Genomic DNA, 17,346 nt, shown 5'->3' with positions numbered 1-17,346 from the left:
CGAGTGGGCGCCCGCCGAGGAGGGCTGGACCTCCGGCCTGTCCGAGCTCGTCAACGACACCTCGGCCGCAGGGTTCGACCACCGGATCGACATGGTCTTCGCCCACACGCCGGACGGCAAGCCGCTCGACGTGGACCACGGCTACATCACCGGTGACCAGCTCACCGACCGCGACCCCGCGACGGGCCTCTGGCCGTCCGACCACGCGGGTGTGGTGCTCCGCCTCCGCGGGTGGTGAGCCAGCCACCACCACAACGCAGCCGTATGCCGCTGAGCCAGCTCAGCGGCATACGGCCTCGTTTCGTCGTGGCTGGGGACGGCGCGGCAGGATGGGCACATGTCGACGCGGAGTGAGCACCAGCGGCTCGTCGAGCACGCCGTCGGCGAGTACCGCGAGCGTCACCCCCAGCTCGTCGAGGCGACCGGACGCTACGTCGAGATGGTCCAGGCGCTGCTCGACGACGCCGGCATCAACTACCTCAGCGTCTCCGGTCGCACCAAGTCCGTCGAGTCGTTCAAGGGCAAGGCCGAGCGGCTGGTCGACGGGGTTCCGATGCACCCCAACCCGATCGAGGACATCACCGATGTGATCGGCGTGCGCGTGATCACCTACGTCCAGGCCGACGTGACGGCCGTCGCCGACCTGCTCGCGCAGGAGCTCGCGGTCCTCGACGACCGCGACCTCGGGCTCGAGACGGCTCGCGCAGGGCGGTGGGGCTATGCGAGCCGGCACCTGCTCGTCGCGGTCGACGCGAGTCGGGTCGTGCCGCACACCTATGAGCCGCTCCGACGGCTCAATGCATCGGTCCAGATCCGCACCGTCCTCCAGCACGCGTGGGCAGAGTTCGAGCACGACATCCGGTACAAGGGCACGGTGCCCGACGAGCACGCCTTCGACCTCGACCGGCGGTTCACCCTCGCGGCCGGACTGCTGGAGCTCGCCGACCGGGAGTTCTCGGCGATCCGCGCGCGGCTGCAGGTCGCGATCCCCGACGAGCCCGAGCCCGAGGAGGCCCCCGCACATCCGCAGGTCGGGTCGCAGGACCTCGCCAAGTACCTCGCGGGCACGTACTCCGACGCGGGGTGGTCGCGCACCGACCACTACACCTGGATCTCCGGGCTGCTGCAGGAGCTCGGCATCACGACGGTCGAGGCGCTCGACGAGGTGCTGGCCTCGGTCGACAGCGCCGAGGTCACGGCCCGGATGGGCTACAAGTACCCGCCCGGTGCCGTGCGTCGTCTCGATGACGCGTTGCTCGCGGCCTTCGGGGAGCGTTACGTCGACCTCGCGGGCAACGCGCACCGGCGGGCGGCGCTCGAGAGCCGCCTGACGAAGCTGCGGGGCTGACCGACTTCGACATCTCACTGGCGATGGGTGACCCACGTCGGGGCGGCGACGCAGGGCGAGATCTCGTGCGCTGAGTCCACCCGCGACCGCTTGAAAAAGGTGCGTCGCCGATGTCGATTCTGCGAGGAGGACTTCGTCAGGATGGTGTGACGAGAGCCGTCACGCGTCAATGACAAGTCACCGACAAGGAGCCGACCATGGCCGACACGTACGTCTACCTCATCCACGAGCCCGACTGGGACTCCGACTACGCCGCGAGCCCCGAGGCGCAGAACGACCCCGAGTTCGGCGCGAGCATGGCCGCGCACGGAGCCTTCGCGGAGGCCGTGGTGGCGCTCGGTGCACGGCTCGTCGGCGGTCACGCGCTGACGAACACGAAGTACGGCGGCACCGTCGTCCCCGGCGCCGCGGACCGCAAGGTCGACGACGCCGTCTACACAGACGGGCCGTTCACCGACACGTCCGAGGTCATCACCGGCTTCTACGTCGTCGAGACCGACGACGAGGTGCTCGCCCGCAAGCTCGCGGCCCTCGTCCCCACGGGCGGCCACATCGAGTGGCGCAAGGTCATTCCGCTCGGCTGAGCCTCGATGCCGGTCGGGCGCTGTCCCCCACTGGAGACACAATGTCGCCATGCCGGCGACCGATGGTGATCTCGAGCTCGAGTTCCAGGACGCGTGGCCGCGGATCGTGCGGACGCTTGCGTCCGTCACGGGCAGCCTCGACGAGGCGGAGGAGTATGCCGCTGAGTCCGTCGCGCGCGCCGCTGACCACGTGCGCCGGTCGGGTGAACCGATCGCCTCCTTGGCGGCGTGGTGCACCTCGGTGGCCAAGCGTGCGTGGATCGACGACCACCGTCGGCGCCGGGTCGAGGGACGACTCGCGCCTGAGCTCGTCCGGCCGGAGGCCGACCCGACCGCGGACACCAGCGCCATGGACCACGATGACCCGATCAGCCGCTCGCTGGACCCTCGGGGCGACGCTCTCGACGACCGGCTCGCACTGCTCTTCGTCGCATGCGACCCGGTCGTCAGCGCGTCGTCGCAGATGGTGCTGGCGCTGCGCGTCGTGTGCGGGTTGTCGATCCCTCAGATCGCCGCTCACCTCGGTCTGCAGGAGCCGGCTGCGGCGGCGCGGCTCACCCGGGCGAAGCGCGCCCTCGCCGAGGCCCGCGGTGCCTTCCGCGTGCCGGACGAGGACGAGCGCCTGGAGCGACTTCCCGTCGTCCTCGCCTGTGTGGCAGGGATGTTCACCCTGGCTCACCGGACGGTGCTCGATCCGGTCGATGCCCTCGCCGACACCGGAGCCCAAGCGCTGTCGATCGCGGACGCCATCGTCGCGGCCTACCCGGCGGACACGGAGGCCCGCGGGCTCCGAGCCGTGATCCGCCTCGGCCTGGCCCGACGGCCCGGTCGCATCGACGCGACCGGTACGGCGCTCGCGTTGGACGAGGTCGACCGCGGTCGTTGGGACCGACAGCTGCTCGCACTCGGCCTCGACGACGCAACCTTCGCCGCCACCACCGGCGAGGGCCGGTTCGCCATCGAGGCCGCCATCTCGGGCCTCCATTCGGTGGCCGCTACCTTCCAGGAGACGGACTGGACCCGGATCGTCGACCTCTACGGTGCGCTGGAGCGTGTGTGGCCCTCACCATCCGTGCGCGTCGCCAGACTCGCCGCGACCGCACACGGGATCATCGCGAATGGCGAGTTCGGCGCTGCGGCAGGCGAGCTCAGCCACGTCGAGGAGGAGCTGATCCGGCTGGAAGCGAGCTCAGCGGCATACGCCTCGCGCGACGCAAGCCTGGCCCTCGCTGACCTGGCCTGGCGCACGGGACGCCGGGAGGAGGCTGCAGGCCGCTACCGCGACCTCGCGGACATCATGACCGCGGAGCCGCTCCGACGCTTCTGCCTGCGCCGTGTCGGAACTGTCCGAAACGACCTTCACCGGCCAGACTCGCAGGATGACGTGGGAGGATCTGCGGCTCGCGATCGGTGAGTTCATGACGTCGGCCGGTTTCGCGGGGCTCACTGCTCTCGCGGCCGCGACGATCGCCTACAAGGGCATCGTGGAGCGTGGCCGGATCGACAAGAGTCTCGCGACCGAGGCCGACGATCGGGCGCGGTGGTGGGAGGCACTGATGTGGGTGTGGGCCAACCGGGAGGACCTTCCGTCGCCGGTGAAACTGAAGGTGTTGAGGACGCTCAACAGCCTGTCGCGCAACACGACACAGTCTGCGATGCTGGAGGCAGCCATGGACGCCATCGTCAAGGTGAAGCGGAAGGGAGGCAGCCGTGGCTGAGGCAACGAACCAGTCGTACCCGCATGACGAGCCGTCGCGCCTCCTGCTCACGGCCACCATCAAGGCACTGCACGACTGGCGCCGCAAGCGTCAGGTGCCCGAGTCGGTGACAACCGAGGAACTGGCTGATGCCGGCGAAATGGCCAGATTCATGCTCACGCACGGAGACGCCTCCGACCAGGAGGCCGGGATGGAGTTCGTGCTCCCCGACTCCCATGACCAGGACGACGGCGTGGAGCTCGAGGAGCTCGAAGCGTTGCGGGCTGAGATCCGGGCGCGACGGGAGACCCTCCCGGCTGGGCCGCTCTGACGTCAGGGTCCGGCCGGCCCGCGAGCTCCGGACACCGTCGCCATGAAGGCAGCGCCGGTCGCGAGGTGCATCGCGGCCAGCAGCGCGCCGCTTGAGGTCTCGTGGGCGGTGGTCAGCGGACCGAGCGTGGACAGGACAATCACCGCCACGGCTGTGACGAGGACGGCGCGAACGAGGGCGTCCGACCGCCGAGCCGCCCACGTGACCAAGCCGAGTCCAAGCGCGAAGCCGCTGGCCGTGCCAAGGATGACTTCCAGCAGGCCGACCCGCATGTCACCGACCGGCGACCCGACGAGGAAGGAGACGTCTGCAGCCCGACCGGCGATCCAGATACCGGTGTTGATGACGAGCGCGATCGCCGCGCCGACGGCTACCCGTGATCGGTTCGGTGCCCAGACCTTGACGCGCGGGCTGGTCGTCGATGTCGTGCTCATGTCAAACCTCCAGGAGGGATCTCGAAACGGTGTCGTGGGGTCTGACGACCTGGCGCCGCAAGATGTCAGGTGGGGGCTGCCGGCCTGACATCCCGGGCGGCTGTCTCGTCAGACTGAGGACGACAGTTGCCTGGAGGAAGCGGCCACGGATGAGTACCCCGCACGAGCGACGCAAGCTGACCAACCTGGCCTACCGGCTGCTCGGCTCCCTCGCCGACGCCGAGGACGTCGTGCAGGAGACCTACCTCCGGTGGTACGCGATGTCTGACGACCAGCGGAACGCCATTGAGTCCACGGGCGCCTGGCTGACGAAGGTCGCCAGTCGCATCTGTCTGGACCTGCTCCGCTCGGCCCGGCATCGACGCGAGCGCTATGTCGGCGAGTGGATCCCCGAGCCGGTGCCAGACCGCAACGAGTGGGTCGGCGCCGCAGCACCGGCCGCGCAGGCAGACCCTGCCGACCGCGTCACCCTCGACGAGTCGGTCAGCATGGCCTTTCTCGTCGTCCTCGACTCGATGACTCCGGCCGAGCGCGTTGCCTTCATCCTCCACGACGTCTTCCGGTACCCGTTCGCCGAGGTCGCCGAGATCGTGGGGCGCACCCCGGCTGCCTGCCGTCAGCTCGCCTCGTCGGCGCGTGCGCGGATCGAGGCGGTGCCGGTTCCCGTCGCGGCCGCCAGCGGACAGGCAGCGGTCATCCGGGAGTTCAAGCGGGCCTGGGAGGCCAAGGACATCGGCGCCCTCATCGCCCTGCTGGACCCGGAGGTCACCGCGGTCGCGGACGGTGGCGGGCTGGTGAGTGCGGTGTTGCATCCGATGGAGGGCATCGACGAGGTGGTCCGGGCCATCCTGTCGATCGCCGAGACGGCGCCGGATCACACGTTCCTGGAGCGCTCGGTCAACGGATCGCCCGGCCTGGTCATGCAGCACGCAGGCACCACAGTGACGGTCATGGCGTTCGCCGTCGAGTCCGGTCGAATCACGCGCATCTGGGCGGTCCGGAACCCCGAGAAGCTCCGATCGTGGACGCTGGCCTGAGTCGGCTCACTCGCCGGTCTGGCCGTCGATGGCCTCGCGGAGGAGGTCCGCGTGGCCGTTGTGCCGCGCGTACTCCTCGATCATGTGGAGCAGCACGTAGCGAAGGGTGAAGTGCTCTCCGTCCCGGTTCGTCCGCGCGGAAGTGTAGTCGAGGCCTCCCTCCCGGAGGGCCAGCGCGGTGCTGCGTCGCGATGCCTCGATGGCCTCGTCCAGTATCCGACGCAGCGTGTCAGGGTCGTCGTGGACCGCCGAGTTGAACTCCCAGTCCGGGTCGGCGTCCCAGTCGACCGACGCCCACGGCTCGATCGGGTCGCCACCGACGAGGCGGTAGGCGAACCACGAGTGCTCGACAAGGGCCAGGTGCTTGAGCAGCGCGGCAAGGGTGAGGCTGGAGGCTGCGGTTGTCTGTGCGAGCTGCCGCCGGTCGAGGCCGTCGGCCTTGAGGCGGAGGGTGTCACGGTGGAAGTCCAGGAAGGCCAGCAGGGTGGTCGCCTCGTCTGCCGCGAGCGGCGGGTCGGCTCGTTCGATCGTCATGGCTGGGACGGTAACGACCAGACAGGTGCTCAGCGACTGGATAATCCGCTGCAGTTCTGGCCGCACCCGCGCACACTGGGTGGGTGCCGACCTCCAGCCAATGGATCGCGTTCCTCGTCGCCTCGATCCTGTTCATCCAGGTGCCCGGTCCCAGCCTGCTCTTCACCATCGGTCGCGCCTTGACGGTCGGGCGCCGGGAAGCCCTGCTCTCCGTCGTCGGGAATGGGCTCGGCATCACGACCCAGGTGATGCTCGTTTCGCTGGGACTCGGGGCCGTGGTGTCGGCCAGCGCGACTGCGTACTCGGTCATCAAGGTGGCGGGCGCCGCCTACGTCGTCTGGCTCGGGATCCAGGCGATCCGTGACCGGGCCCGGGCACGTGAGGCACTGGAGGCGCAGGTGTCGGCCAAGCGGGGACACGCCCTGCGCATCGGTTTCATCGTCGGCGTGACGAACCCGAAGACAATCCTGTTCTTCGTCGCCTTCCTGCCGCAGTTCACCAACGCCGCGGCCGGTCACGTGGGAGTGCAGATGGCCGTGCTCGGCGTCATCTTCGGCGCGATGGCGATCTGCTCCGACAGCATCTGGGCCCTGGTCGCCAGCAAGGCCCGTGACTGGATGGCGAAGAAGCCGCAGCGCCTTGACCGGCTCGGCGTCGCCGGCGGCTCGATGATGGTCGGGCTCGGCGTCACGATGCTGGCCCGCGAGTAGCACCCTCGGCCACCAGGCACTCTCGAGCAGCGGCATCCGCCGTCGTGTTGCCCCGAGCACCTCCGACAACCCACCCGTGGCGCACGTGTCGACGCGATCTGCCCGGATCGGGCGCAGACAACTCACCCGTGGCGCTTTTGTCGGAGGACGCTGCCGGCGCGGACTGCACACTCCAGGTGCGTGGGCCGTCCTCAGACTCCAGGGTGCTGGTCTGGCAGGGGGCCGAAGGTGAAGCCGTGGCTGGCCGACTCGCGGGACTCGCGGGCCAGCGGGTCCTCGCCGAACCCGTCCGCCAGCGCCGCGGCGACGTCGAGGAAGGCACGACGCGTCTTGCGGTGCAGCCCGGAGAGCGTCGTGCGCCCGCCTCCCTCCAGCGTCTTGTCCCACGGGACGGAAACCACCTGCCGACAACGGGCCTCGAAGTGCTTGCGGGCGAACTGGACGATCGGGTCGCTCTCGCGCTCGATCCCGTTGATCACCACCACGGCGGACGCGACGAGGTCTGCGTGGCCGTGCTCCTCGAGCCAGTCGAGCGTCTGTGCGCCGACCTTGGCGCCGTCCAAGGCCGGGCGCACGACGAGGACGAGCTGGTCGGCCTCGGTGATCAGGCCCTGGTTAGCGCTGTCGAGGATGCCGGTGCCGGTGTCGAGCAGGATGAGGTTGTAGAAGTGGTCGAGCAGCGCGACGACCTGCCGGTAGGCATCGCGGTCGAGGGCCTGGGCGATCCGCGCGTCGTCGTCCGAGGCGAGGACCTCGAGGCGGGACTCGACGCACTGGGACGTGTAGCCCCGCATCTGGGCGAAGGACCGGATCCGGCCCGAGTCCGCCAGCAGATCCGTGATGGTGCGCTGGCAGTCGCCCGCGATCCGGTGGGCCAGGTTGCCGGCGTCCGGGTTGGCGTCGACGGCCACGACCCGGTCCCCGCGCGCCGACGCGAAGGTGGCACCGACGCCGACCGTCACGGTCGTCTTGCCCACGCCGCCCTTGCGGCTCATCACGACGATTCGCCGAGTGCCGTCGAACGGCGTCCGGACCCGGTTCATCAACTGGTTGCGGCGCATCTCGCCGAGACCCGGGGGCGGTCGCAGTCGACCACCCGTCAGCTCGAAGAGCACGTGCCGCCAGCCAGTGCGTGCGGCCTGTCCACGCCGGCCCAGGACCGCAGACTCGCTGAAGTCGGACGCCGTGGCGTGCGGCCCGGGCACCGGCTCGAGCAGGTCATCCAGCGTCGCCTCGCCGGAAGCCCCGCCCGTCTGCTCATTGGCCTGACCGCTCGCCTGCTCGGCCTGGGTGGGATCGTTGTGCACGGTCTGAGGTTCCATCATTGGCCCTTCATGAGTGACCAGCTGCGCCCGGCCCGGCGCTTCAGTGCCAATTCAACCGTGCCGGTATGCAACTGGGCACCCGGGGCGCGAATTTTCCCTGCACGGCATGTCGCGGCCCTCCAAGAAACGCACGGCAAAGTTCGTTGGAATCACTCGAATCCTTTGGTTGACTCGAACCATGTCCACCCGCGTGACAGTCGATCCGCTTCAAGGATCAGTCTCGACAGCGGCTCGGGACTTCGCAGCGCTGCCGCCGGACCGGCCCGTCCGACTGGCGAAGCGGACCTCCAACCTGTTCCGGCACAGCAGCGCCCGCAATGGCACCCGGCAAGGGCTCGACCTCTCGGCCTTCCGTGGGGTCTTCGACATCGACGCGGAGGCACGGACCGCTCGCGTCGGCGGCCTGACGACCTATGAAGAACTCGTGGACGCCCTGCTGCCAAGCGGATTCGTCCCGCTCGTCGTGCCGCAGCTGCGCACGATCACCATCGGCGGCGCCGTGACGGGCCTCGGCATCGAGGCCTCGTCCTTCCGCAACGGACTGCCGCACGAGTCGGTCCGGGAGATGCGCATCCTGACCGGTGGCACGGATGGCCGAGGAGAAGTGGTCACCGCCACCGCGCACAACGAGCACGCAGAGCTCTTCCGCACCTTCCCCAACTCCTACGGCTCGCTCGGCTACGCCCTCGACCTCGTCATCGAGCTCGAGCCGGCCTCCCCCTACGTCGCGCTCCGGCACATCCGCTTCGACAGCGTCGACGCACTGGCCGACGCCATCGGCGTCGTCATGCGGACGATGGCCTGGGACGGGCACCGAGTGGACTTCGTCGACGGCGTCGTCTTCGGGCCACGGGAGTCCTACCTGACCCTGGCCCACTGGACCGATCAGGTACCGGGCCAGCCGACCCCGAGCGACTACACGGGCCAGCAGGTCTACTACCGCTCGATCCAGGAACGCCGCAGCGACGTGCTCACCGCACACGACTACCTGTGGCGCTGGGACACCGACTGGTTCTGGTGCTCACGAGCCTTCGGTGCCCAGCACCCGGTCATCCGGCGCCTCTGGCCCAGGGACAAGCTCCGCAGCGACGTGTACTGGAGGATCGTCGCCTTCGAGCAGCGCCACGGCGTCATGGCCGCCATCGACGCCAGGCGCGGCCGGCCCCCCCGCGAGCGGGTCATCCAGGACGTGGAGATCCCCCTCGACCGCACCCCCGAGTTCCTCAGCTGGTTCCTCGACACCATCCCCATCGAGCCGGTCTGGGTCTGTCCGATCCAGCTGCGAAGGAAACCCGCGAGCGGAAGCGAGCCCAGCGGCATACGGCCGACTGACGAGGAGCCAACCGACCAGCAAAGGCCACCGTGGCCGCTCTACCCCATGCGTCCTGACGTCCCCTATGTCAACGTCGGCTTCTGGTCGTCGGTCGAGATCGAGCCCGGCACGCAGCACGGTGACGTCAACCGGGCGATCGAGGCGAAGGTGACCGAGCTCGGCGGACACAAGTCCCTCTACTCGGACGCCTACTACGACGAGGCGACCTTCGCCCGGCTCTACGGCGGCGAGGCGATCGCGGCCGCGAAGCGGCACTACGACCCGCAAGGGCGATTCCCAACCCTCTATGAGAAGGCGGTGCAAGCGCGATGACGATCTCGGTGGGCCAGGCATTCGAGCGCCTCCTCGGTGACGATGCGCGGGTGCGCGTCGTCGCGTGGGACGGCTCGACCAGCGGCGCGGCGGATAGCGCGGCGGACTGCGTCACGGTCCGGCTGCGCTCCCCGCAAGCGCTCAACTACCTCCTCACGGCGCCCGGCGAGCTCGGCATGGTGCGCGCTTACCTCCAGGACGAGCTGACCATCGACGGGATGGACGAGGGCGACCCCTACGAGGTGCTCAAAAACCTCCGAGCGGCGACTCTCTCGCCGCGCCTCCCCTCGCTGCGCGACGTGCCGGAGCTCGTCCAGATGGTGCGGTCCTCGGGTGTCCATCTGCCCGAGCTGCCTCCCCAGGAGACGCCGGGCCAGCTGCGGCGGCTCGCCCACGGGCTGCGGCACGGGAAGCGTCGGGACGCGGACGCGATCCACCATCACTACGACGTCGGGAACGAGTTCTACGAGCACGTGCTCGGCCCGTCGATGACCTACACGTGCGCCGTTTTCGAGACCCCGGAGACGACGCTCGAGGACGCGCAGTTCGCCAAGTACGACCTCGTCGCCCGCAAGCTCGACCTCCAGCCAGGGATGCGGCTGCTCGACGTCGGCTGTGGCTGGGGCGGCATGGTCCGGCACGCGGTCACGCACTACGGCGTGACGGCGCTCGGGGTGACCCTCTCGAGTGAGCAGGCGGCGTGGGCCTCCGAGGCGATCCGGCGGGACGGGCTGGAGGGGCGCGCGGAGGTGCGGCACGCCGACTACCGTGACGTCACCGAGCGGGGCTTCGACGCCGTCAGCTCGATCGGCCTGACGGAGCACATCGGCGTGCGGAACTACCCCGCCTACTTCCGGTTCCTCCGCTCGCGCCTCCGCGATGAGGGGCGGCTGCTCAACCACTGCATCACCCGGCCGGACAACCAGCACCCGGGCCTCCCGACGCGCGGCTTCATCAACCGCTATGTCTTCCCCGACGGCGAGCTGACCGGCTCCGGCGACATCGTGCGGGTCATGGAGAACGAGGGGCTCGAGGTGAAGCACCACGAGAACCTCCGCGAGCACTACGCCCTGACGCTCGCTGGCTGGAACGCGAATCTCGCCAAGAACTGGGATGACTGCGTGGCCCTCGCCGGTCTCGGGCGGGCGCGGGTCTGGGGGCTCTACATGGCCGGGTCGCGCCTCGGTTTCGAGGACAACGGGATCCAGCTGCACCAGGTGCTGGCGACGCGGACCAGCGAAGCCGGGGCGGCCGGGTATCCATTGCGGCCGCAGTTCACCTGAGGAGATCAGGCCGTATGCCGCTGGGCTCGCTCCCAGCGACCGCGCCGGGTTGCGCTTGTGGCCGGGGTGCCCGGGGGTGCCGGCCAGGGGTCAGTCAGACCCTCCGAGGTCCACGCTGTAGGCCTCGTAGACGAGGTCACCGCCGGCCTGCCGGTGCCTGACGAGGCACCCGAGCAGCGCGGTCAGCTCTTCGCGGAAGGCCGGCATGTCCGCCAGCTGCCCGCCGTGCTCGAGAACCGCGAGATACCCGTGGATCTGCTCGCGGTACTCGCGGTGCTCGTGGAGCAGTCGGTTGATCGCTCCGCCCAGTCGTGGAGCACTCCGCTTGGCACGGTCGTAGATCCCGCCCGGGCTCTCCGTGAGGTCGATGTGGTCGTCGAAGTCGTGGGCCAGCTCGGCGAGCGCCGCACGCACCCGTTCGCGCCAGGCGCCGCCTCGGGCGATGGGCGACTCGAGCGCGAAATCGACCGCGGCGACGGACTCGCGCAGCTCGGCCCGGTGCGCCCGGATCCGTGCGATGTGCTCGGCGAACCCTCGGGTGGTCGTCGCCGCTTCGGGCGGGGCCGACTCAGCAGGGGCTGACGCGGCGGGGAGCATCGTGGTGTCTGCGCTGGCATCCATGGTGGCCTCCTCCGGGTGCCTTCAATGGTCACCCGGCAGTGGCCCGCCGTCCACCCCTGGGAGCGACTTCTCTGGCTCGGGCCCGCTGAATCAGGCCAGTGAGAGGAAGAGCTTCTCCATCTCGTCGACGTCCATCTCCTCGCCGTCGGGATTGGTGAGGCACTCCTTGAGCCCCGTCGCGATGACCGCGAAACCGGCCCGGTCGACGGCTTTCGAGACAGCGGCGAGCTGCGTGACGATCTCGCGGCAGTCCCGTTCGTCCTCGATCATCTTGACGATGCCACCGAGCTGCCCGCGTGCCCGGTTGAGCCGCCGGATCACCGACTGCATCTCTGTAGAGTCGAGCTCCACGGTTTCCTCCTGTGCGTTCACGAGCATTCGTTGATCAAGAATACCCCACCGGGTATGAGTGGCCTCAGGTCGGTCGTGGCGCGTACATGATGACGGCAACCCCGACGAGGCACACCGCCGCCCCGATGACGTCCCAGCGGTCGGGCCGGAAGCCATCGAGCGCCATCCCCCACACCAGCGATCCCGCGACGAAGACCCCGCCGTACGCCGCGAGGATCCGGCCGAAGTTCGCGTCGGGTTGGAGCGTCGCCACGAAGCCGTAGAGCCCGAGGGCAACCACCCCGGCACCGATCCACAGCCAGCCGCGATGGCCACGGACCCCCTGCCAGACGAGCCAGGCACCACCGATCTCGGCGAGCGCGGCGAGGATGAAGAGCAGGATCGAGCGCGCGGTCGTCACGCGGCCAGCCTCCCAGATCCCGCGGGCGCTCAGTCCCGGGCGGCGAGGACGCAGAACTCGTTGCCATCCGGGTCGGCCATGACGACCCAGCTGACCTCGCCCTGCCCGATGTCGATCCGCTTCGCGCCCAAGGAGCTGAGGCGTTCGACCTCGGCCTGCTGATGACTGCCTGGGGCAGGAGTGACGTCGAAGTGCTGCCGGCTCTTCGATGGTCTGGGCATCAGGGGCGGGCCACTCCACGTGATCTTGGAACCCCCATGCGGGGACTGGATCGCGGTCTCCTCATCCTGGTCCCACACCAGTGGCCAGCCGAGCGCCTGACTCCAGAAGTACCCGACGTCACGAGTCCCGTCGCAGTTGACCGCTCCGAGGAAGCCGCAGCCAGCGAGGAAGTTGTTGCCTGCCTCGATGACGCAGAACTCGTTGCCCTCCGGGTCGGCGAGCACCACGTGATCCGCATCCGGGCCCTGCCCGATATCCAGGTGGCTCGCGCCCAGGCCGAGCGCCCGCGCAACCGTCGCGTCCTGTTCCTCGGGAGACGCGCTGGTCAGGTCGAAGTGGATCCGGTTCTGGAGTGACTTCGCCTCACGGGTGGGAGCGAAGCGGAGCCGGAACCCGGTCCCGTCCCTGGGCGCGAGCGCGACGGCGCCCTCGGGGTCCAGGCGGTCCTCGGTCGGCTCCCAGCCGACGACTCCTGCCCAGAACCGGCCGACGAGCTGGGGGTCGATGGCGTCGAAGCAGACGGCGTGGAGGTCAAGTGCCATGGCCCCAGTCTGGCCCAGCCCGCCCGCGGTACGGCGCTTGCGACCGGGGCAGTTCCCGGAGAGGGTGGTCGGCATGGACGTGACGGACCTGGCATTCGAGGGGCACGCGGGAACTGTGGTCGGGCGGAGGTGGAGCGGCGCTGATGAGCCGGAGTACGTCGTCGTGCTCATCCACGGCTACGGCGAGCACTGTGGCCGGTACGGGCACGTCGCGGCGCGGCTCGTCGAGGACGGCGCCGTCGTCTACGCGATCGACCATGTCGGGCACGGTGGCAGCGCCGGCGAGCCTGTCCTCATCACCAGCTTCCAGGAGGTGGAGGAGGACGTCCACATGCTCGAGGCGCACGCCCGCGAGGAGCACCCGACCCTGCCGGTCGTGCTCATCGGCCACTCGATGGGCGGCCTCATCGGTGCGCGCTACGCACAGCGCTGGGGCGATGGCCTGGCCGCGATCGTCCTGTCCGCGCCTGTCCTCGGGCGCTGGCGTGCGGCCGAGGAGCTGCTTGCGGCCGACGAGATCCCGGACGCGCCGATCGATCCGACGACGCTGAGCCGTGACCCCTCGGTCGGCGAAGCCTACGTCGCGGACCCGCTCGTCTGGCACGGTCCCTTCAAGCGACCGACGCTCGAGGCGATCCAGGAGACCTTGGGGGTGATCCGCTTCGCCGGCGCCGTGGATGACCCCATCCTGTGGCTGCACGGCGAGGATGACCAGCTCGTGCCCATGGCCGACACGAAATGGGGCTGGGAGTCGCTGGCCGGAAGGCGAGCGTCCTCGAAGTCGTACCCGGGCGCGCGGCACGAGATCCTCAACGAGACGAACCAGGATGAGGTGCTGGACGACGTCATCGCCTTCATCCGCGCGAACCTCCCAACGCGGGGCGCCAAGTGAGCAGCGTCGCGACTCTCAGGTCCGCCTGAGCATCACGACGGTGTCGAGGGCCTCGCGAGGACCGTCCTCCGTCTCGACGGGGCGGACGCGGATGTCCGCGTGCTCGACCGCGACCGGCAGCCCGTCGACCGCGTCTACGACCTCGTCGGGGTCGTAGAGCACCTCGCGCGCGCTCGGGCCGCCCCACCCCTCGGTGAGGTTGCGCGCGGAGTGCCCGATGACGAGGACGTGGCCACCCGGCCGCACCGCCTGGACGCCGTTCCGAAGGGCCACCTTCCACTCGGCCGCCGGGAGCTGGAGGTAGGAGAACAACGCGAGGTCGTATGCCGCTGGGCCGCCTGGCGTTGCCACGGTGGCGTCCGCGACGAGTGGGGTCAGGCGGGCCGCCTCCGCGCCCAGCACTTCCGCCGCCCGGGCGCGCATCCGCTCGACGGCGACACTCGAGTAGTCCGTCGCGGTGACCGTCCAGCCCTGCTGGGTCAGCCAGATCGCGTTGCGTCCCTCGCCGGCGGCGATGTCGACGGCGGTGCCTGGTGTCAGCGGCGAGATGAGTTCCGCCACAAAGCGGTTGGGCTCGGCCGACCAGATGAGGTCGGCCGCGGCGTAGCGCTCGTCCCAGTCCTTGGCGTCCATCTGTCGTCTCCTCCGTCGGGATGGTCGGCGGCTCCGCCACGTCCATTGTGCGACCGGCCGTCGAGCTCCGGTGAGCCGCGTCTGTTGGATCACGATTCGCCTCTCGCCGAGCAGTAGCCGCCTAGCGTGGAAGGTGGAGGAAGAAGGGGTTTGAACCATGAAGACACTCATCGTCCACGAGTCCCTGTTCGGCAACACCAAGGCCGTTGCCGACGCCATCAAGCGCGGGCTGGTGCGCGGCACGGAGTCCGACGAGGTGGGCACCATGCGTTCCGACGAAGCACCCGGCGTGATTCCGGAGGACGTCAGCCTGCTCATCGTCGGCGGGCCCACGCATGCCTTCAGCATGACGCGGGAGTCAACGCGGAAGGACGCCGAGACCAAGGGAGCGAACGAGCACGTACGGCTCGGCATTCGCGAGTGGATCGACGCCGTCGTGCCGCGGCCGGAGCTGCCGGTCATCACGTTCGACACCCGGGTGAAGGTCAAGCTGCTACCGGGCTCGGCAGCGAAGTCGGCGGCGAAGGCCCTGCATGCCCGTGGGTTCCGGCGCGCCGAGCAGGGCGAGACCTTCTGGGTCGAGGACACGGACGGACCGCTCAAGGACGGCGAGCTGGCGCGCGCCGAGGAGTGGGGCTACGAGCTGGGCAGCCGCGCGGACCTGCACCCCGGCGCTGCCGCTCGTTGAGCTTCAGCCCGGCAGGGCGGCGAGCCAGCGGTCGACGACTGCGACGAACCGGTCCGGCACCTCGAGCTGCGGCGTGTGCCCGACACCGGCCAGCCACTCGGTCTGCCATTCGGGCCTTGCCGCAGCGACGCGACGCGCCGCCTCGATGGGGACGAGCCGGTCCTGCTCGCCGTGGATGAGCAGGACCGGAGCCGAGATGCGATGGATGAGCGCGGAGTACGTGCGGCCATGGCGTAGCACGGCGAGCAGCGACCTGGCCGCCCTGAGGAACTCGGCCTCGGACTGTGCCAAGGTGTCCCGGTAGGTCAGGAGCGAGACGCCCGCCTCCATGACCTCGGCGTCGGCGCGCGAGAAGTCGGCGAAGCAGAGCTGGACCATGCCCCTGACCCTCTGGTCGGTCGAGTAGCGCCGACGAAGGCGGACGAGGAACTGCTCGCCCAGGCCCGGTGTCGCATAGAGCCCGAACTGGAGCGCGACCATCCGGTCAAGGTTCTTCACTCCGGCCGGAATCGAGGGGTCGACGAGGACGAGCGCGGCCACGAGGTCCGGCTCCGTGGCCGCGAGCAGCAGCGACACCATGCCGCCCATGGAGTTGCCGACGAGGACACTCCGTCCACCGAGCTCCTCGCGGATGAACCGCCCGAGCAGTGCGGCGTTGGCGCGAACGCCCGTGTCGCGGCCGGCTCCCGGTGTCAACCCGAAGCCGGCGAGGTCGATGGCGACGACGCGGCGCTTCTCGGCGAGCGCCGGCGCCACCTGGACCCAGTTGAGGTGCGACCCACCGAGGCCGTGGACGAGAACAACGGGCGCCTGGTCATCCCCAGAGCCCGTTGTCTGGCCTCCGAAGTCGACCCAGTGCACAGGGCCGTCCAGGTCACTGATCCGGCTGCGTCCACCCCATCGCTCGGCGAGGGCGACCGGAGCCGACTCCGGCAGAGCGGTCATACGGGCCAATCTAACCCGTCGAGCCGAGTGACCGACGGCAGTTCGCTACGACCCGAGGACGACGGCACCACCGGAGGTCTGGACATCGACGGTCGGTGGGCGCTGGTCGAGGTTGATCACCACTCCGCCGGACGCCTTGCCCGTGAGCGCGGAGCTCACCGACATCGTGGCCACCACACCCCCGCTGAGGTCGACGCGCGCCGTCGCGAGCTTCAGCCCGCCGATCTGGAGGACTGCGCCGCCGCTCGCCTCCACCGCCAGGTCCTTGGCCTCTCCGGACAAGTCAAGGTGGGCGCCACCAGACAGTTTGAGCGCCAAGGACTGCGCCCTGAAGCCGTCGCCCGATGCGCTGGCGCCCCCATGGAGTTCGATCGTGGTGAGCTCGGACGTCGTGACCTTGACCGAGATTCCATGCACCGTCGTGTAGCCCTGCGTCGTGGCGATGGTCAAGCGACCGCCGTCGACCGTGGTAGTGGTCAGCGGCAGGATGTTGGGCTGCGCAGTCACAACGATGCTGGTCGCCGACCCGGGGACGATGTCGACACCGATGCCCCCACCGACGTCGAGTTCGGTGAAGGCCGACACCTCTCGTGTCTCCGAGGTCGGATCGCCCGAGCCGACCACCACGTTCCCCGGCAGGTCTCCGGAGCAGGCGGCCACCAACGCCACCATCCCCGCCATGAGCAGCACCCACCCACGGCCAACCCACCCACGGCCCACCCACCCAATCGAGTGAACAGCATTCGGGGCCCTCGGGACGGGGTGGGACGGTCCTTGGCCGCTCGAGGGTGTGACGTCCATGGCTCGACCTTGTCCTCCTGCCCCGCGCCCCGGACAGGGCACAAGGTCCCGAAGTGACGGACCCCCGCGTTGCCGCAGGGGCGCACTACTGTGAGGGACCCCATGGAGTCGCAGAAGCCGGATCCAGCGAGGCCGGTGGCCCGATCATTCACGTGGTCACCGTTCCAGTCGGCGCGGACCGGGCCTTCGCGAGCGCACTCGCCCTGTAATGGGATCCGCGCCTCACCGCTGACGCCGAGACCTCCCGCAACGTGCGGTTGGGCCTACCGTCGGCACCGATGTGGAGTTCGTCCACCAAGGCGGGCTGCGGTATCGGATCGGGA

General features: G+C 69.6%; 22 protein-coding genes. 12 read left to right on the top strand and 10 right to left on the bottom strand.

Translation table 11 applies throughout. The features are described from left to right. The 6 genes from VIR15_RS05430 to VIR15_RS05405 form a co-directional block, all read left to right on the top strand. A partial coding sequence (locus tag VIR15_RS05430; protein WP_331926456.1) for a hypothetical protein occupies positions 1-238 on the top strand: 238 nt, incomplete at its 5' end. 99 nt (positions 239-337) lie between these two features. Then, on the top strand, positions 338-1,348 hold the full coding sequence (locus VIR15_RS05425) for a GTP pyrophosphokinase (RefSeq protein WP_331926455.1): 1,011 nt from the start codon (positions 338-340) through the stop codon (positions 1,346-1,348). Between the two features lie 197 nt (positions 1,349-1,545). Next, positions 1,546-1,932 (top strand): YciI family protein, encoded by a 387-nt coding sequence (locus tag VIR15_RS05420; protein WP_331926454.1) that lies wholly within the window; start codon positions 1,546-1,548, stop codon positions 1,930-1,932. A 49-nt stretch (positions 1,933-1,981) separates the two neighbouring features. Beyond that, complete coding sequence (locus tag VIR15_RS05415) at positions 1,982-3,346, top strand: RNA polymerase sigma factor (RefSeq protein WP_331926453.1); 1,365 nt, start codon at positions 1,982-1,984, stop codon at positions 3,344-3,346. Then, the gene (locus VIR15_RS05410; RefSeq protein ID WP_331926452.1) at positions 3,312-3,650 is read left to right on the top strand and encodes a hypothetical protein; all 339 of its coding nucleotides are present in this window, start codon (positions 3,312-3,314) and stop codon (positions 3,648-3,650) included. Before VIR15_RS05415 ends, VIR15_RS05410 begins: the two co-directional genes overlap by 35 nt. Further along, the gene (locus VIR15_RS05405; RefSeq protein ID WP_331926451.1) at positions 3,643-3,960 is read left to right on the top strand and encodes a hypothetical protein; all 318 of its coding nucleotides are present in this window, start codon (positions 3,643-3,645) and stop codon (positions 3,958-3,960) included. Before VIR15_RS05410 ends, VIR15_RS05405 begins: the two co-directional genes overlap by 8 nt. Positions 3,961-3,962: 2 nt before the next feature. On the opposite strand, the gene VIR15_RS05400 is transcribed toward VIR15_RS05405, so the two are convergent. After that, positions 3,963-4,394: a DUF6069 family protein gene (locus tag VIR15_RS05400; protein ID WP_331926450.1), complete on the bottom strand. Its 432-nt coding sequence runs from the start codon at positions 4,392-4,394 to the stop codon at positions 3,963-3,965. Between the two features lie 149 nt (positions 4,395-4,543). Between VIR15_RS05400 and sigJ the strand changes: the two genes are divergently transcribed. Further along, positions 4,544-5,431: an RNA polymerase sigma factor SigJ gene (gene sigJ, locus VIR15_RS05395; protein ID WP_331926449.1), complete on the top strand. Its 888-nt coding sequence runs from the start codon at positions 4,544-4,546 to the stop codon at positions 5,429-5,431. 6 nt (positions 5,432-5,437) lie between these two features. Here the strand turns inward: sigJ and VIR15_RS05390 are convergent, their stop codons facing one another. Beyond that, the gene (locus tag VIR15_RS05390) at positions 5,438-5,965 is read right to left on the bottom strand and encodes a DinB family protein (RefSeq protein WP_331926448.1); all 528 of its coding nucleotides are present in this window, start codon (positions 5,963-5,965) and stop codon (positions 5,438-5,440) included. 83 nt (positions 5,966-6,048) lie between these two features. Here VIR15_RS05390 and VIR15_RS05385 point away from each other — a divergent pair, with 83 nt between their 5' ends. Further along, positions 6,049-6,675 (top strand): LysE family translocator, encoded by a 627-nt coding sequence (locus VIR15_RS05385; RefSeq protein ID WP_331926447.1) that lies wholly within the window; start codon positions 6,049-6,051, stop codon positions 6,673-6,675. A 191-nt stretch (positions 6,676-6,866) separates the two neighbouring features. Here the strand turns inward: VIR15_RS05385 and VIR15_RS05380 are convergent, their stop codons facing one another. Then, positions 6,867-7,982, bottom strand: coding sequence for a MinD/ParA family ATP-binding protein (locus VIR15_RS05380; RefSeq protein WP_331926446.1), 1,116 nt, complete (start codon positions 7,980-7,982; stop codon positions 6,867-6,869). 196 nt (positions 7,983-8,178) lie between these two features. Here VIR15_RS05380 and VIR15_RS05375 point away from each other — a divergent pair, with 196 nt between their 5' ends. Together VIR15_RS05375 and VIR15_RS05370 are read left to right on the top strand one after the other, a co-directional pair. Next, positions 8,179-9,645, top strand: a complete 1,467-nt coding sequence (locus VIR15_RS05375) for an FAD-binding oxidoreductase (RefSeq protein WP_331926445.1) — start codon at positions 8,179-8,181, stop codon at positions 9,643-9,645. Then, entirely contained in the window at positions 9,642-10,928 is a 1,287-nt protein-coding gene (locus tag VIR15_RS05370; RefSeq protein ID WP_331926444.1) for a class I SAM-dependent methyltransferase, read from the top strand. The genes VIR15_RS05375 and VIR15_RS05370 overlap by 4 nt, the downstream gene beginning before the upstream one ends. Before the next feature lie 90 nt (positions 10,929-11,018). On the opposite strand, the gene VIR15_RS05365 is transcribed toward VIR15_RS05370, so the two are convergent. The 4 genes from VIR15_RS05365 to VIR15_RS05350 form a co-directional block, all read right to left on the bottom strand. Next, a complete protein-coding gene (locus tag VIR15_RS05365; protein ID WP_331926443.1) occupies positions 11,019-11,549 on the bottom strand; it encodes a hypothetical protein in 531 nt (176 codons plus the stop codon). Positions 11,550-11,639: 90 nt separating this feature from the next. Beyond that, positions 11,640-11,900, bottom strand: coding sequence for a metal-sensitive transcriptional regulator (locus VIR15_RS05360; protein ID WP_331926457.1), 261 nt, complete (start codon positions 11,898-11,900; stop codon positions 11,640-11,642). Positions 11,901-11,964: 64 nt separating this feature from the next. After that, positions 11,965-12,300, bottom strand: a complete 336-nt coding sequence (locus VIR15_RS05355; protein ID WP_331926442.1) for a YnfA family protein — start codon at positions 12,298-12,300, stop codon at positions 11,965-11,967. 29 nt (positions 12,301-12,329) lie between these two features. After that, positions 12,330-13,064 carry a VOC family protein gene (locus VIR15_RS05350; RefSeq protein WP_331926441.1) on the bottom strand — a complete coding sequence of 245 codons (735 nt, stop codon included), beginning with the start codon at positions 13,062-13,064 and terminating at the stop codon, positions 12,330-12,332. A gap of 73 nt (positions 13,065-13,137) precedes the next feature. Here VIR15_RS05350 and VIR15_RS05345 point away from each other — a divergent pair, with 73 nt between their 5' ends. After that, the gene (locus tag VIR15_RS05345) at positions 13,138-13,956 is read left to right on the top strand and encodes an alpha/beta hydrolase (RefSeq protein ID WP_331926440.1); all 819 of its coding nucleotides are present in this window, start codon (positions 13,138-13,140) and stop codon (positions 13,954-13,956) included. Positions 13,957-13,971: 15 nt separating this feature from the next. Here the strand turns inward: VIR15_RS05345 and VIR15_RS05340 are convergent, their stop codons facing one another. After that, positions 13,972-14,589, bottom strand: coding sequence for a class I SAM-dependent methyltransferase (locus VIR15_RS05340; protein WP_331926439.1), 618 nt, complete (start codon positions 14,587-14,589; stop codon positions 13,972-13,974). Between the two features lie 157 nt (positions 14,590-14,746). Here VIR15_RS05340 and VIR15_RS05335 point away from each other — a divergent pair, with 157 nt between their 5' ends. Further along, positions 14,747-15,277: a flavodoxin/nitric oxide synthase gene (locus tag VIR15_RS05335; protein ID WP_331926438.1), complete on the top strand. Its 531-nt coding sequence runs from the start codon at positions 14,747-14,749 to the stop codon at positions 15,275-15,277. 3 nt (positions 15,278-15,280) lie between these two features. Here the strand turns inward: VIR15_RS05335 and VIR15_RS05330 are convergent, their stop codons facing one another. Together VIR15_RS05330 and VIR15_RS05325 are read right to left on the bottom strand one after the other, a co-directional pair. After that, on the bottom strand, positions 15,281-16,222 hold the full coding sequence (locus tag VIR15_RS05330; protein WP_331926437.1) for an alpha/beta fold hydrolase: 942 nt from the start codon (positions 16,220-16,222) through the stop codon (positions 15,281-15,283). 45 nt (positions 16,223-16,267) lie between these two features. After that, entirely contained in the window at positions 16,268-16,903 is a 636-nt protein-coding gene (locus VIR15_RS05325) for a GIN domain-containing protein (RefSeq protein WP_331926436.1), read from the bottom strand. Positions 16,904-17,346: the final 443 nt, after the last annotated feature.

This window comes from Intrasporangium sp., assembly GCF_036566125.1.
Classification (GTDB): domain Bacteria; phylum Actinomycetota; class Actinomycetes; order Actinomycetales; family Dermatophilaceae; genus Intrasporangium.
The sequence above is the reverse complement of the archived record's forward strand: the minus strand, read 5'-3'. Positions and strand labels throughout refer to the sequence as shown.